This is a genomic window from Rubrimonas cliftonensis (genome assembly GCF_900107585.1).
Taxonomy (GTDB): domain Bacteria; phylum Pseudomonadota; class Alphaproteobacteria; order Rhodobacterales; family Rhodobacteraceae; genus Rubrimonas; species Rubrimonas cliftonensis.
On record NZ_FNQM01000001.1, the window covers coordinates 443,389 to 456,387 of the forward strand.

The window sequence follows — 12,999 nt, forward strand, 5'->3', positions numbered from 1 at the left end:
CCTCAACCCCTTCCGATCAGATGCAGCGCGCAGGCGCTGGTGAGCATCCCCAGCACGTAGAGCACGACGCCGGTGCCGTTGAACCAGGGCGCCAGCGCCTTCGGGTCGGTCATCAGCCGCCGCATCAGCGCAAGCTGGCCGAGCAGCAGGACGGCCACGATGGCGGCGTTCCAGGGCGTGTCCCACAGCCAAAGCAGCGCAACGACGACGGCCTGCGGAACCGCCATCGCCCAGCACGCCACGCGCGCCGCGCGGGCGACGCCGAGCCGCGCCGGCAGCGAGCCGAGGCCGAACCGCACGTCCCCCTCGACCGACTTGAAGTCGTTGAGCGTCATGATGCCGTGGGCGCCAAGCCCGTAGAGTATCGCGATGGCAAAAATCTTAGGGTCGGGCGCGGCGGCGGTGACGACGGCGGCGCCGGTGATCCAGGGCAGCGTCTCGTAGGAGAGGCCGCAGACGCCGGCGCTCCACCAGCCGTTGCGCTTCAGGCGGATCGGCTCGGCGCTATAGGCCCAGGCGGCGAGCACGGCCAGCGCCGTCGCGCCGAAGGCCCAAGGCCCCAGCGCCCAGCCGAGCGCCAGCGAAAGCGCGGTCCAGACCAGCGCGATCCACAGGCCCCAGCGGCCCGGCACGCGGCCCGATGGTATCGGCCGGTGCGGCTCGTTGATCGCGTCCACATGCCGGTCGCACCAGTCGTTCGCCGCCTGACTCATGCCGCAGACGAGCGGGCCGGCGAGCAGCACGCCGAGCAGGATCTGCTCCCAGTGCGCGCCGAAGGCCGCGCCGGTGGAGACCACGCCGCAGAAATACGCCCACATCGGGGGAAACCATGTGACGGGCTTCAGCAAGGTGAGCACCGCCCGCGGGTCAGGCAGGCGCCCGCCCCTCGCATCTCCAGGTTCCGACAGGTTTTCGCTGACAGCCATACTGTCAATTAAACATGACGCTTTGCGCTGCGCAAAGCGGATTCGCCGCCCCAAACGCCGCACCCGCCCAAGGGGCCCAGCGCCATTCGGCCGCCCGGCCCTATGCGCGGCTGGCGCCTCAGTCCTCCGGCTCGACCCTGAAGGTGAGCGGATGCCCCTCCTTGGCCGCCATGGCGTGCGCCTGCGCCGCCCTGGTCTCGGCCACTTCGCGCGTGAACACCGCCACGACGCAGGCGCCCTTCTGATGCGCGGTCAGCATCACGCGCCTGGCTTCGGCCTCGCCCATGCGGAACACCGCCTTGAGCACGATGCAGACGAATTCGCGCGGCGTGAAGTCGTCGTTGATCAGCACGACCCGATAGAGCCTGGGCCGCGCCGAGCGCGTGACGGTCTTCGGCCGTATGACGGTGACGATGTCAGGCATCCCCGAGGCCCTCCCCGCGCGGGACATAGCGCGCGGCGGCCGCGGCGTCAGGCGTCGCGAGCGTTCCGCAGGCCGTCGCCGCCGGGATCGTCCGCCGCGTCGGCGTCCGCGTCGTCGCCGACCCCGTCCTCGTCCGCGGGCGACAGCAGGTCGCGCGCGACGACCGGCTGGGCGAACATGCGGCGCACCTCGTCCATGCGATCGTAGCTGTCATCGAGCTTGAAGGCCAGGTCAGGCGTGTATTTCGTCGTCATCGCCCGCGCCACCGAGCGGCGCAGTTCGCCCTTCGCGCGGCCTAGGGCGGCGAGCGCCTCGTCGGCGCCGCGACCGCCGAGCGGCATCACATAGGCGATGGCGTGGCGCAGGTCCGGCGTCACGCGCACCTCGGACACCGTGATCGAGGCCCCCATGAGCCCCGGCTCATGGGTGTCGCCCCGGATCAGCGCGTCGGCGAGCGCGCGACGGATCTCCTCGCCTACCTTCAGCATGCGCTGCGAAGGGCCGGCGCTCGCTGGTCTGGCCATGGCAGTGCCCGAGCGCGGCCCTTACAGGCTGCGCTCGATCTCCTCGGTGGTGAAGATCTCGATGACGTCGCCCTCGCGGATGTCCTCGTAGTTCTCGAAGGCCATGCCGCACTCCTGGCTCACCTGGACCTCCTTGACCTCGTCCTTGAAGCGCTTGAGGGTCTTCAGCTTGCCTTCGTGGATCACGACGTTGTCGCGCAGCAGGCGCACGCCCGCATGGCGGCGCGCGACGCCTTCGGTGACGATGCAGCCGGCCACCTTGCCGACGTTCGAGACCTTGAACACCTGCTTGATCTCGGCGTAGCCGATGAAGGTCTCCTTGATCTCCGCCGAGAGCAGGCCCGACGCCGCCGCCTTCACGTCGTCGACGAGGTTGTAGATCACCGAATAATAGCGGATCTCCACGCCCTTCTGGTTGGCGCTCTCGCGGGCCGGCGCGTTGGCGCGGACGTTGAAGCCGATGATCGGCGCGTTCGACGCGTCGGCGAGCTGCACGTCGCTCTCGGTGATCGCGCCGACGCCCGACTGCAGCAGCCGCACCCGCACTTCCTCGTTGCCGATCTTCTCCAGCGCCTGCGCGATGGCCTCCGCGGAGCCCTGCACGTCGGCCTTCACGAGGATCGGAAGCTCCTTCACGTTCTCGTCGGCCTTGGCCTGCGCCAGAAGCTGGTCGAGCGAGGCGCGGGCGCCCGTCGCCGCCTGCTTCTCGCGCGAGAGCCGCTGGCGGTAGTCGGCGATCTCGCGGGCCTTGGCCTCGCTCTCGACCACGTTGAGCACGTCGCCGGCCTCGGGCGTGCCGTTGAGGCCCAGCACCTCGACCGGCGCCGAGGGTCCGGCCTCCTTGACGCGCTCACCGGCGTCGTCCACCAGCGCGCGCACCTTGCCCCACTGCTCGCCGACCACGAAGATGTCGCCCGGGCGCAGCGTGCCGCGCTGCACCAGCACGGTGGCGACCGGGCCGCGGCCCACGTCGAGCTTCGCCTCGATCACGGCGCCCTCGGCGGGGCGGTCGGGATTGGCCTTGAGGTCGAGCACCTCGGCCTGCAGCGCGATGTTCTCCAGCAGGTCGTCGAGGCCCGCCCGCGTCACCGCGGACACCTCGACGTCGAGCACGTCGCCGCCGAGCTTCTCGACGAACACCTCGTGCTTGAGCAGATCCTGCCGCACCCGGTCAGGCTGCGCCGACGGCTTGTCGCACTTGTTGATCGCCACGATCATCGGCGCGCCGGCGGCCTTGGCGTGGGCGATGGCCTCCTGCGTCTGCGGCATCACGCTGTCGTCGGCGGCGACCACGAGGATGACGATGTCCGTCACCTTGGCGCCGCGCGAGCGCATCGAGGTGAAGGCCGCGTGGCCCGGCGTGTCGAGGAACGTCACCTTGGCGCCCGAGGGCGTCGTCACCTGATAGGCGCCGATGTGCTGGGTGATGCCCCCCGCCTCGCCCGAGACCACGTTGGTCTTGCGCAGCGCGTCAAGCAGCGAGGTCTTGCCGTGGTCGACGTGGCCCATGATGGTGACGACCGGCGCGCGCGGCTGGAGATCGGCGGCTGAGTCTTCTGCGGTGTCGATCACGTCCTCCACATCCGCCTCGGAGACGCGGATGAACTTGTGTCCGAATTCCTCCACCACGAGCTGCGCGGTGTCGGCGTCGAGCGACTGGTTGATGGTGGCCATGACGCCCATCTTCATGAGCGCCTTGACCACGTCGGCGCCGCGCTCGGCCATGCGGTTGGCGAGCTCCTGCACCGTGATCGCGTCGGGGATGCGCACGTCGCGCACCACGCGCTCGCGCTCGGCCTGGCCGCCCATCTTGCGCTTGTCGCGCTCCTGGCGGCGGCGCATGGCGGCGAGCGAGCGGGTGCGCCCGCCCTCGGCGCCGCCGGTGAGCTGCTCGATGGTCAGCTTGCCGGAGCGGCGCCGGTCGCCCGTGTCCTTCGTCCTGGGGGTTGCGGGGCGCTTGGGCGCCTCCACCGGCGTCGGCGCGCCGCGGGTGCGGCGGGCGGGCCGATCCTCCTCGGTCGGGATCTCGTCGGGCCGGGTGACGGCGATCGGCGACGGGCGCGCCGGCGCGGCGGCGGCAGGCTTGCGGGCGGCCTCCTCGGCCTCCTTGCGGGCGCGGGCCGCAGCCTCGGCCTGAGCGGCTTCCTCGCGCTCACGGCGCACCTGCTCCTCCGCCTCGCGGCGGGAGATCTCGTCGAGTTCCTTCTTGCGGCGCTCGGCCTCCTCGGTGCGGCGGCGTTCAGCCTCCACCTCGAGCTTCTTGCGGGCCTCCTCGTTGCGCTGGGCCGCCTCGAGCGCCTTCAGGCGACGCGCGTGCTCCTCGGGCGACAACGCCTTGTGGACGGCGCCGCGTCCTCCCTGGCGGTTGGCCGCAGAGGGGCGGCCGCCGGCCTGCTGGCCGCGCGCGGGCTGGGCGCCGGACGCCTGCCCGGCCCCGGCCTGTCCCGAACCGGCGCGCGCGACGGGTGCGGAGCCGGGCCGCCCGGCGGCAGGCTGCGGCTGAGCGGGGCGCGCCTGGGGAGCCGGGCGCGGCGCGGCGCCATCGGTCGAGGCAGGTCGCGGCGCGGCGCTTCCGGTCGGGGCCGCGGCGTCGCGGCGCGTCGCTGCGATCGGCGCCGCACGCACGGCCGCAGCCTGGCTTGCCGCAGCCGCGCTCGTGGCGGCCGGGCTCGTCGCTGCCGGGCTCGTCGCTGCCGGGCTCGTCGCTGCCGGGCTCGTGGCGGCCGGGCTCGGGGCGGCCGGGCTCGTGGCGGCCGGGCTCGTGGCAGCCTGACCCGACGCAGGCCGGCTTTCCGGAGCGGCGGCCGGCGTACTGGCCACAGGCGCCTGGTCTCCGGACTTTTCGGCCGCGGCGCTCCCGGCGGCCTTGCTCTCGGCCTGCTTCGGCCCGGCGCCGGCGTCCGCCACGGGCGGCGTCGGCGCGGCCTTGGCCGTCGCCTCGCCGGCGGCGGGCGCGCCAGAGGGCGCCTCTGCGGCGGGCTTCGCCGCGGCGGGCGCCGCCGACGGCGCTTCTGCGGCAGGCTTCGCCGCGGCCGGCGCCGGCGCGGCGGCTTCCACCGGCGCGGCCGTGGAGCCGGCCGCCTCGGCGGGGCGCGCGACCGGCTTCACGACCGCGCCGCGCGGCGCCTCGCCCGCCGGCTTGGCGGGCGCGGGCCGCGTCTCCACGGCCTTGCTCTCGGCGGGGCGCACGGCGCCGGGCAGCGTGACGCCTGACGCAGGCGATGGCGCCACGACGCGCTTGCGCACCTTCTCGACCACGACGGACTTGCTCCGCCCATGCGAGAAGCTCTGACGAACCCGCGTGGTCTCGCCGCTTCCCCGCAGAGTGATCGTCCGGCCGCCGCTCTTCGTGTCGCCGTTGTCGTCGTTCATGAACCGTCCTTCGCAAGGGCGCGCCGCGCGCGTCCTTCATCCTGTCGTCCCGCCGACCCCACATGAGCCGACCCCGTGCCGTCCGTCGCCGCCGCCGGCGGTCGTCAGTCGGGAACGCAATCCGGACCGCTGGACGCCTTCGCCCCGGTCCCGGCGTTTCCGCCTTCGTCAGCGTTCCGGCTGCGGAACCCCGCGAGCCGCCGCGCCTCGCGCACTGCGCGATCGGCTGCGCCGCCGACTCCGAGCACCGCGTGTATCACGAATGCGCGCCCGAACGCCAACCCCAGTTCTTCACGGCTCAGCGCGTCGATCAGCGCCGCGTCGCCGGCCATCGGGCGCAGCTTTGCGCGCTGCTCCTCCGAGCCGTCGCTGGCCTCCAGCAGGGCCGCAACCGCGCCCTGCTTGAGCCGCGCCTTGACCTTCTCGAAGCCCGTCGCCGCCAGTCCGGCCTTCCGGGCGATGCCCAGCGCCTCCACCGCGCGGCGCGCGAGCCCCTGCTCCACCATCTCCGCCAGACCCTCCGGCGGCCGCGCCGGGGCCTTGAATCCCCGGGCGAAAAGGTTGCGCTTAGCCGCCTTCTCAACTTCCGCGCGCGTCGCCGAAACCCAGACGCCGCGCCCCGGCAGCCGCTCGGCCAGATCGGGCGTCACGATACCCTCCGGCGACAGCGCAAAGCGAATCAGCCGCGCAGCGTCGCCGGAGACGCCGGTGGCGACGCAGCGCCGCTCCGGTCCCGTCTCGATCTCGGGCCGCCGACCGCCGCGCGCCACCGTAGCCGTCTCCGCCTTCAGGCCGCCCCTCAGACCGGCCGGCCAGCGTCGGCCTCAGCCGCCGCGACCTCATCAAGCGGCGTCCCGACCTCCTCGCCGGGCTTCTCCGCCTCGTTCTCCGCGTCGAGCGCAAGCTCATCGAGGGACACCATGCCGAGCTGGACGCGCGCCGTCATCACCAGCGCCTGCGCCTCCTCCAGCGTCACGTCGAAGGGTTCGAGGATGCCGTCGTCCTTCTGCCGACGGCCGTCGGCGCCTTCGGTCACGCCACCGGCGAGCTCCCAGTCGGCGCAGGTCGCGAAGTCGGAGAGGCTCAGCACCCCGTCCTGCGCCAGCGCCAGCAACATCTGCGGCGAGAGGCCCTGGAACGTGATCAGGTCCTCCTGCGCGCCCAGCGCGCGCGCCTTCTCAAGCGCCTGCGCCGCCTGCTCCTCCAGATGCTCGCGGGCGCGCGCCTGAAGCTCCTCCGCCGTCGCCTCGTCGAAGCCGTCGATGGCGGCCAGCTCGTCGTGCTCGACGAAGGCCACCTCCTCGATGCTGGTGAAGCCCTCCGCCACCAGAAGCTGCGCCACCATCTCGTCGATGTTCATCGCGTCCATGAACATCTTGGAGCGGGCCTCGAACTCGGCGCGGCGGCGCGAGCTCTCCTCCTCCTCGGTCATGATGTCGATCGACCAGCCGGTGAGCTGGCTGGCCAGCCGCACGTTCTGGCCGCGCCGGCCGATGGCGAGCGAAAGCTGCTCCTCGGGCACCACCACCTCGGCGCGCATCGCGTCCTCGTCCATCACGACCTTGGACACCTCGGCCGGCTGGAGCGCGTTCACGAGGAAGGTCGCGGTGTCGGAGGTCCACGGAATGATGTCGATCTTCTCGCCCTGAAGCTCGCCGACCACGGCCTGCACGCGAGAGCCCCGCATGCCGACGCAGGCGCCCACGGGATCGATGGAGTTCTCGTAGCTGATGACGCCGATCTTGGCGCGCGAGCCGGGGTCGCGCGCGACGGCCTTGATCTCGATGGCGCCGTCGTAGATCTCCGGCACCTCCATCTTGAACAGCTCCGCCATGAACTCCGGCGCAGTGCGGCTGAGGAAGATCTGCGGGCCGCGCGCCTCGGCGCGCACGTCGCGGACATAGGCGCGGATGCGGTCGCCGACGCGATAGGCCTCGCGCGGGATCAGCTGGTCGCGGCGCAACATCCCCTCGCCGCGGCCGAGATCGACGATGACGTTGCCGTATTCGACCCGCTTGACCACGCCGTTGATGATGGTCCCGATGCGGTCCTTGTATTCCTCGTACTGCCGCTCGCGCTCGGCCTCACGGACCTTCTGGACGATGACCTGCTTGGCGGTCTGCGCGGCGACTCGGCCGAACTCCATCGTCGGCAGCGTGTCGATCTCGACGAAATCGCCCACCTCGGTCTCGGGGTTGAGCGCGCGGGCCTCGTCGAGGCTCATCTGACCCTGGTAGTTCTCGACCTCCTCCACGACCTCCTTGACCCGGGTCATGGTGATCTCGCCGGTCTTGCGGTCGATGGCGGCGCGCACGTCGACGTCGGCGCCGTAGCGGGCGCGGGCGGCCTTGCCGAGGCTGTCCTCCATCGCCTCGAGCACCAGCTCGCGGTCGATCAGCTTCTCGCGCGCCACGGCGTCCGCGATCTGCAGCAGCTCAAGCCTGTTGGCCGATACGGCGGTGCTCATTGGCGCGTCTCCTCGGTCTGCGCGTCGCGGGACGCGTCGTCCTCTTGTTCTTCATCGTCATCGTCGTCGGGCGTTTCGACGACCTCATCGAACGCCGCGGGGTCGAAGCCCTTGTCGGCCTGGGCCTTCAGCGACGCCTCGATCAGCGCGTCGGTCAGCACCAGCTTGGCGTCCGACAGCGCCCCGAAGGGGATGCGCGCCGCCTCGCCGCTCTCCAGCGTCAGCAGCACCTCGTCGCCGTCCAGCCCCGTCAGGTCGCCCGCGTAGCGCTTGCGGCCATTGATCAGCTCGTCGGTCTCGAGCTTCGCCGTCCAGCCCTTCCAGCGCTCGAAGTCCTCCAGCCGCGTCAGCGGCCGGTCGATGCCCGGCGAGGACACCTCCAGCGCGTATTCGCGTTCGATGGGGTCCTCCACGTCGAGCAGGGCGGAGAGCGCGCGGCTCAGGTCGGCGCAGTCGTCGATCTCCATGCGGCCGTCGGGCCGCTCGGCCATGACCTGCAGCGTGATGCGCCTGCCGCCCATCAGCCGCACGCGCACCAGGTCGAACCCGAGCCCCTCGACGGTGGGCGCGATAAGGTCTGCGATGCGCCGGTCCACAGGCGCCTTTGCGAGCATGTCGGCCATGGCGGCGGCTTGAGCTCCAGAAAACGAAAAAAGGCCGCAGATAGCGGCCCGCCTCGTCTCCCGTGGGACCCGCCTGGGTTGGCGAGACCGCCGCTGTGGCGTGGCGTATACGCCCAGCCGCCCGCCGTGGCAAGCGTGCGAGACGAACCTTGCGCTGCGCGGCGGCGGCGAACTCCGCTCAGACCGAGGTGATGCGCCCCGGCCGCGTCCGCGGACCCGGCGCCGCCTCGACGCGGCCGCGGCCGCGCTCGCGCGCCTTCGCCAGCGCCTTGCCGGCGCGCAGGCAGATCTCCGCGAGCGTCGCGTCGTCGGGCTGGAGCACCGCGACGCCGGCGCAGATCGAGGCGCGGCCGCCGTTCACCTCGATGAACGGATCCTCGGAGATCGCGTCGCGCACGCGGCGCACCGCCTCCACGCCGTTCTCGATCTCGGATTCCGGCATCATCGCCACGAAGACCTCGCCCTCCCAGCGCGCCACCACGTCATAGCCGCGCAGCACCTGCACCATCGTCTCCGCCGAGAGCCGCAGGGCGCGGTCGCGCGCCACGGGGTCCGCGCCCGGCGCGTCCGCCTCCAGTTCGATCAGCGCGACGGAGAGGCTGCGCCCGGTGCGGCGGGCGCGGGAGATCTCGTCGCGCCCGCGCCGCATCGCGCCGAGGCGATTGGGAAGCCCGGTGAGCGGATCTTCGAGGCGCGCGGGGTCGGCGCGGCGCTGCGCCTCGTCAAGCCGCTCCGTCAGCGCCGCGAAGCCGTGGGCCAGCCGCGCCGCGTCGTCGGCCGGCACGGTTCCGGCGCGGCGCGGCGGGATGAACTCCGCCGCGCTGTCGGCGATCTTGCCGACCGGGTCCAGCCGCCCGCGCAGGGACAAGGCGCTGAAGACGGAGACCGCCGCCGCCGCGCCCAGCGCGCCGAGGCCGGCGGCGCCGGCGGGGAGTATCTCAAGCGCGAGGCCAAGGCCCGCCAGCAGCGGCGCTGCGGCCGCCGCGCCGCACCACGTCAGGCCAGCCGCGCGCAAACTGAGCGGGCGTCTGCCGCGCGCCGGCGCATTCCGCCTTTCGCCGCGATCCGCCATCGATCCCCCCACACGCACACGATGCTACACGATCGCTGTGGCATGAGCCCTTCTAAAAAAGCGTTTCTCCGGCGGCGGACTCGCTTTGAGGCGCGGGAAGAAACGCTTCCGGGAGAGCGGCGTTGAGCCAGCGCAACCTTGGGCGGAAGCGCCCCCGCTGCGCACGCGCCGCCAGTCAGCTTCGATGGCGGACCGCGCGACTCAGCGCCGCGCGCACCGCCTCGACCTCAAGGGGGCAGGCCATCGCGTCGGCCGCACCGGCCACCGGGGTCGCGCGCCAGGACGGGCCGGAGGGCCGCAGGGCGTCTGCGTCGACCGCATAGACGACGCGGTGGGCGCCGTCGGGCTCGTCGAAACTGTGCAGCGGCGTCGGGCGCCCCGCTCCCTCGCACCAACGCGCGATCAGGCCGCTCAGCGATGCCGGGTCGTCGGCGGGGCCGAAGGCGGCGGCGGTGGGCAGGCGCAGCCCGCGCCCGTCCTCGCGGGTGAGGATCGCGTCGCCCGCCCGCGCAACCACGCTCAGGCGCACGCCCGAATCGAGCGCCGCGAACCTGCCCCCGCAGTAGAGCAGCGGCGCCGCAGCGGCGCGCCCGAAGCCGATCACCTCGCCGATCACGATGACATGATCGCCCGCGTCGATGCGCTCGCGCATGCGGCAGTCGAACCACGCCGCGACCCCGCGGAACACCGGCGCCCCGGTCTCGCGCGGCCCCCAGGCGACCGAGGCGAACTTGTCCGCGCCGCGCGTCGCGAACACGCGCGCGACCTCCTGCTGGTCGGCCGAGAGCACGTTGACGGCGAAGCCGTCGGCCTGCGCGAACACCGGATAGCTCGCCGCGCCGCGCCCCAGGCACACGAGCACCAGCGGCGGCTCCAGCGAGACGGAGGTGAACGAGTTGGCCGTGAAGCCCGCCGGCCTGCCGTCCGGCCCCAGCGCCGTCGTCACCGTCACGCCGGTCGCGAAGCCGCCCAGCGCGCGCCGCAGCATCGCGCCGTCAAGCGTCCCCGCCGGGGCGCCCGCGCCCTCGCCGGCGTCTCCCATGGCGCCGTCCTCGGGGGCGGTCGATGTCGCGCGTGCGACGCCCATGCAATGCTCCCTTGCGCGCCCGTCGCGCCACCTGCGACATATGGCCCGCGACGGCCCCGTTGTCTAACACGAACGTCGCGGGCGAGACGCCATGTGCGGCAAGCGGAGAGCGGACGATGCAGACGCGGATACTGGTCGGGGCGGGCGCGGCGCTCGCAGCGGTCGCCGCCGCCGCGGCGGCGCAGGGCGGCGCGGCGATGGCGCTGACCGCGCTGATCGGCGCCGCGGCCGGCGTCGCGCTCTATCACGCCGCGTTCGGCTTCACCGCGGCCTGGCGGCGTTTTTCGCGCGAGGGGCGCGGCGCGGGTCTGCGCGCGCAGATGCTGCTCATCGGCCTGACCTGCCTGCTCACCTTCCCGATGATGGCGTTCGGCCCGGCGATGGGCCTGAACGCCCAAGGAAACATCCTGCCGATGGGGCTCGCCTCGGCGCTCGGCGCCTTCCTGTTCGGCGTGGGGATGCAGATCGGCGGCGGCTGCGCCTCGGGCACGCTGTTCGTGGCCGGCGGCGGCTCGACGCGCATGGTCGTCGTGCTGATCGCCTTCGTCGCCGGCTCGGTCTGGTCCACCGCGCATTACGACGTCTGGGGCGCTTGGCCGATGCTGAACGAGCGCCGCGGCGTCTCGCTGCTCGCCGAGTTCGGCCTCGGCGGCGCGTTGCTGGCCATGGCGCTGGCGCTGGGTGCGATCTGGCTCGTCAGCGCGTGGTGGGAGAAGCGCCGCCATGGCGCGCTCGAACCCCTGCGCCCCACCGCCTCGCTGCTCGCCGGCCCGTGGTCGCTCGCCGCCGGCGCCGTCGCGCTGGCGCTGGTCGGGGCCGCGACAATGGCCGTCACGGGGCGGCCCTGGGGCGTGACCTGGGGCTTCGCGCTCTGGGGCGGGCTGGGCGCGGAGGCGCTGGGGATGGACGTGCGCTCGTGGAGCTACTGGGGCGGCTGGCGCTCCGGCGCGCTCGACGCCGGCGTGTTCGGCGTCCCGACCTCGGTGATGAACCTCGGGATCGTCTGCGGCGCGATGGCGGCGGCGGCGCTCGCGGGCCGTTTCGCGCCGACGCTGAACCTCTCGACGCGCGACGTGCTGACGGCGATCGTCGGCGGGCTGATCATGGGCTGGGGCGCGCGCATGGCCTATGGCTGCAACATCGGGGCCTATCTCGGCGGGCTGGTCTCAGGCTCGCTGCATGGCTGGTGGTGGCTGATCTTCGGCTACGCCGGCAGCCTGCTCGGCGTGCGAGTCCGCGGCCTGCTGGCGATGGACCCGCCGCCGGCGCGCACCGCGCCGGCGTGAGGCGCCGTAGGCCCAATGGCTGAGACCTTCGAGGCCGTCATCCTCGGCGCCGGCGCCGCGGGCATGATGTGCGCCGCCCACGCCGCCGCGCGCGGGGCCCGCGTGCTGGTGGTCGACCACGCCCGCGCGCCCGGCGAGAAGATCCGCATCTCCGGCGGCGGGCGCTGCAACTTCACCAACCTGAACACGACGCCCGACCGCTTCCTCTCCGCCAACCCGCATTTCGCGAAATCCGCGCTGGGCCGCTACCGCCCCGAGGATTTTTTGGCGCTGGTGGAGCGTCACGGCATCGCGTGGCGCGAAAAGACCCTCGGCCAGCTTTTCTGCGACGGCTCGGCGAAGCAGATCGTCGCGATGATGGTGGCGGAGATGGCGGCCGCCGGCGCCGAACTCCGGCTCGGCGTCTCGGTCGAGGCGCTGGAGCGCGGGGCCGACGGCTGGTGGCTGCGGCTGAGCGACGGCGCCGCGCTCGCCGCCCGGCGCTTGGTGGTGGCGACGGGCGGCAAGTCGATCCCCAAGATGGGCGCCACAGGCTTCGGCTACGATGTCGCCCGCCGCTTCGGCCTCAAGCTCACCGAGACGCGCCCAGCCCTCGTGCCGCTCACCTTCACCGGCCCGGCGCTGGAGGCCTTCGCCGGGCTGGCCGGGGTCGCCGCGCAGGCCACGGTCGCCTGCGGGCGGACGGCCTTCGACGAGGCGCTGCTCTTCACCCATCGCGGCCTCTCCGGCCCGGCGATCCTGCAGATCTCCTCCTACTGGCGCGAGGGCGAGCCGATCACCGTGGGCCTGCTGCCCAACGCGCTGCCGGCGCTGAAGGCGCGGCGCGCGGCGGGCGGCGGCGTCGGGGTCGCGGCGGCGCTGGCGGAGCGGCTGCCGCGCCGCCTCGCCGCCTTTCTCGCCGAGGGCTTCGACGCGCCGCTCGCCGCCACCTCCGACGCCCGTCTCGCGGAACTCGCCGCGAGGCTCGGCGCATGGCCGCTGCGGCCGACCGGCTCGGAGGGCTGGCGCACCGCCGAAGTCACCCTCGGCGGCGTCGACACCGCGGGCCTCGACGCCGCGACGCTGGAGGCCCGCGCCGTTCCCGGCCTTCACTTCATCGGCGAGGTGGTGGACGTGACGGGCTGGCTCGGCGGCTACAACTTCCAGTGGGCCTGGGCCTCGGGCTGGGCGGCGGGCGCCGCGATCGCCGCACGCGCGGCGTGAATAATCGGTCAATGA

General features: G+C 73.2%; 10 protein-coding genes and 2 pseudogenes. 2 read left to right on the forward strand and 10 right to left on the reverse strand.

Annotation, left to right across the window (positions count from 1 at the left end; genetic code table 11):
• Positions 1 to 2 precede the first annotated feature (2 nt).
• The 10 genes and pseudogenes from chlG to BLW43_RS02105 all read right to left on the reverse strand — a co-directional run bounded on the left by chlG (position 3) and on the right by BLW43_RS02105 (position 10,495).
• Entirely contained in the window at positions 3 to 926 is a 924-nt protein-coding gene (gene chlG / locus BLW43_RS02065; protein ID WP_093247876.1) for a chlorophyll synthase ChlG, read from the reverse strand.
• Between the two features lie 118 nt (positions 927 to 1,044).
• A complete protein-coding gene (locus BLW43_RS02070) occupies positions 1,045 to 1,350 on the reverse strand; it encodes an ATP-dependent Clp protease adaptor ClpS (protein WP_093247878.1) in 306 nt (101 codons plus the stop codon).
• A 47-nt stretch (positions 1,351 to 1,397) separates the two neighbouring features.
• Complete coding sequence (gene rbfA / locus BLW43_RS02075) at positions 1,398 to 1,874, reverse strand: 30S ribosome-binding factor RbfA (RefSeq protein WP_093247880.1); 477 nt, start codon at positions 1,872 to 1,874, stop codon at positions 1,398 to 1,400.
• A gap of 21 nt (positions 1,875 to 1,895) precedes the next feature.
• A pseudogene (gene infB / locus BLW43_RS02080) lies at positions 1,896 to 4,319 on the reverse strand (translation initiation factor IF-2); the annotation flags it as partial.
• Between the two features lie 789 nt (positions 4,320 to 5,108).
• Positions 5,109 to 5,246, reverse strand: a pseudogene (locus tag BLW43_RS24220) (translation initiation factor IF-2 associated domain-containing protein); the annotation flags it as partial.
• A 104-nt stretch (positions 5,247 to 5,350) separates the two neighbouring features.
• Positions 5,351 to 6,016, reverse strand: coding sequence for an RNA-binding protein (locus BLW43_RS02085; protein ID WP_093247884.1), 666 nt, complete (start codon positions 6,014 to 6,016; stop codon positions 5,351 to 5,353).
• 29 nt (positions 6,017 to 6,045) lie between these two features.
• The gene (nusA, locus tag BLW43_RS02090; protein ID WP_093247886.1) at positions 6,046 to 7,713 is read right to left on the reverse strand and encodes a transcription termination factor NusA; all 1,668 of its coding nucleotides are present in this window, start codon (positions 7,711 to 7,713) and stop codon (positions 6,046 to 6,048) included.
• Positions 7,710 to 8,336 (reverse strand): ribosome maturation factor RimP, encoded by a 627-nt coding sequence (gene rimP / locus BLW43_RS02095; RefSeq protein WP_093247888.1) that lies wholly within the window; start codon positions 8,334 to 8,336, stop codon positions 7,710 to 7,712. The genes nusA and rimP overlap by 4 nt, the downstream gene beginning before the upstream one ends.
• Positions 8,337 to 8,514: 178 nt before the next feature.
• On the reverse strand, positions 8,515 to 9,351 hold the full coding sequence (locus BLW43_RS02100) for a GGDEF domain-containing protein (protein WP_175478713.1): 837 nt from the start codon (positions 9,349 to 9,351) through the stop codon (positions 8,515 to 8,517).
• Positions 9,352 to 9,583: 232 nt separating this feature from the next.
• Positions 9,584 to 10,495 carry a flavin reductase family protein gene (locus BLW43_RS02105; protein WP_093247892.1) on the reverse strand — a complete coding sequence of 304 codons (912 nt, stop codon included), beginning with the start codon at positions 10,493 to 10,495 and terminating at the stop codon, positions 9,584 to 9,586.
• A 116-nt stretch (positions 10,496 to 10,611) separates the two neighbouring features.
• Between BLW43_RS02105 and BLW43_RS02110 the strand changes: the two genes are divergently transcribed.
• Both BLW43_RS02110 and BLW43_RS02115 read left to right on the forward strand, forming a co-directional pair.
• Complete coding sequence (locus BLW43_RS02110; protein ID WP_093247894.1) at positions 10,612 to 11,781, forward strand: YeeE/YedE family protein; 1,170 nt, start codon at positions 10,612 to 10,614, stop codon at positions 11,779 to 11,781.
• Between the two features lie 15 nt (positions 11,782 to 11,796).
• The gene (locus BLW43_RS02115; RefSeq protein ID WP_093247896.1) at positions 11,797 to 12,984 is read left to right on the forward strand and encodes a BaiN/RdsA family NAD(P)/FAD-dependent oxidoreductase; all 1,188 of its coding nucleotides are present in this window, start codon (positions 11,797 to 11,799) and stop codon (positions 12,982 to 12,984) included.
• Positions 12,985 to 12,999: the final 15 nt, after the last annotated feature.

What these genes read in the sequence shown, in the direction of transcription:
- BLW43_RS02070 (WP_093247878.1), bottom strand. Translation starts at nt 1,350, where the DNA reads ATGCCTGACATCGTCACCGTCATACGGCCGAAGACCGTCACGCGCTCG.
- rbfA (WP_093247880.1), bottom strand. Translation starts at nt 1,874, where the DNA reads ATGGCCAGACCAGCGAGCGCCGGCCCTTCGCAGCGCATGCTGAAGGTA.
- BLW43_RS02105 (WP_093247892.1), bottom strand. Translation starts at nt 10,495, where the DNA reads ATGGGCGTCGCACGCGCGACATCGACCGCCCCCGAGGACGGCGCCATG.
- BLW43_RS02115 (WP_093247896.1), top strand. Translation starts at nt 11,797, where the DNA reads ATGGCTGAGACCTTCGAGGCCGTCATCCTCGGCGCCGGCGCCGCGGGC.
- BLW43_RS02110 (WP_093247894.1), top strand. Translation starts at nt 10,612, where the DNA reads ATGCAGACGCGGATACTGGTCGGGGCGGGCGCGGCGCTCGCAGCGGTC.
- chlG (WP_093247876.1), bottom strand. Translation starts at nt 926, where the DNA reads ATGGCTGTCAGCGAAAACCTGTCGGAACCTGGAGATGCGAGGGGCGGG.
- rimP (WP_093247888.1), bottom strand. Translation starts at nt 8,336, where the DNA reads ATGGCCGACATGCTCGCAAAGGCGCCTGTGGACCGGCGCATCGCAGAC.
- nusA (WP_093247886.1), bottom strand. Translation starts at nt 7,713, where the DNA reads ATGAGCACCGCCGTATCGGCCAACAGGCTTGAGCTGCTGCAGATCGCG.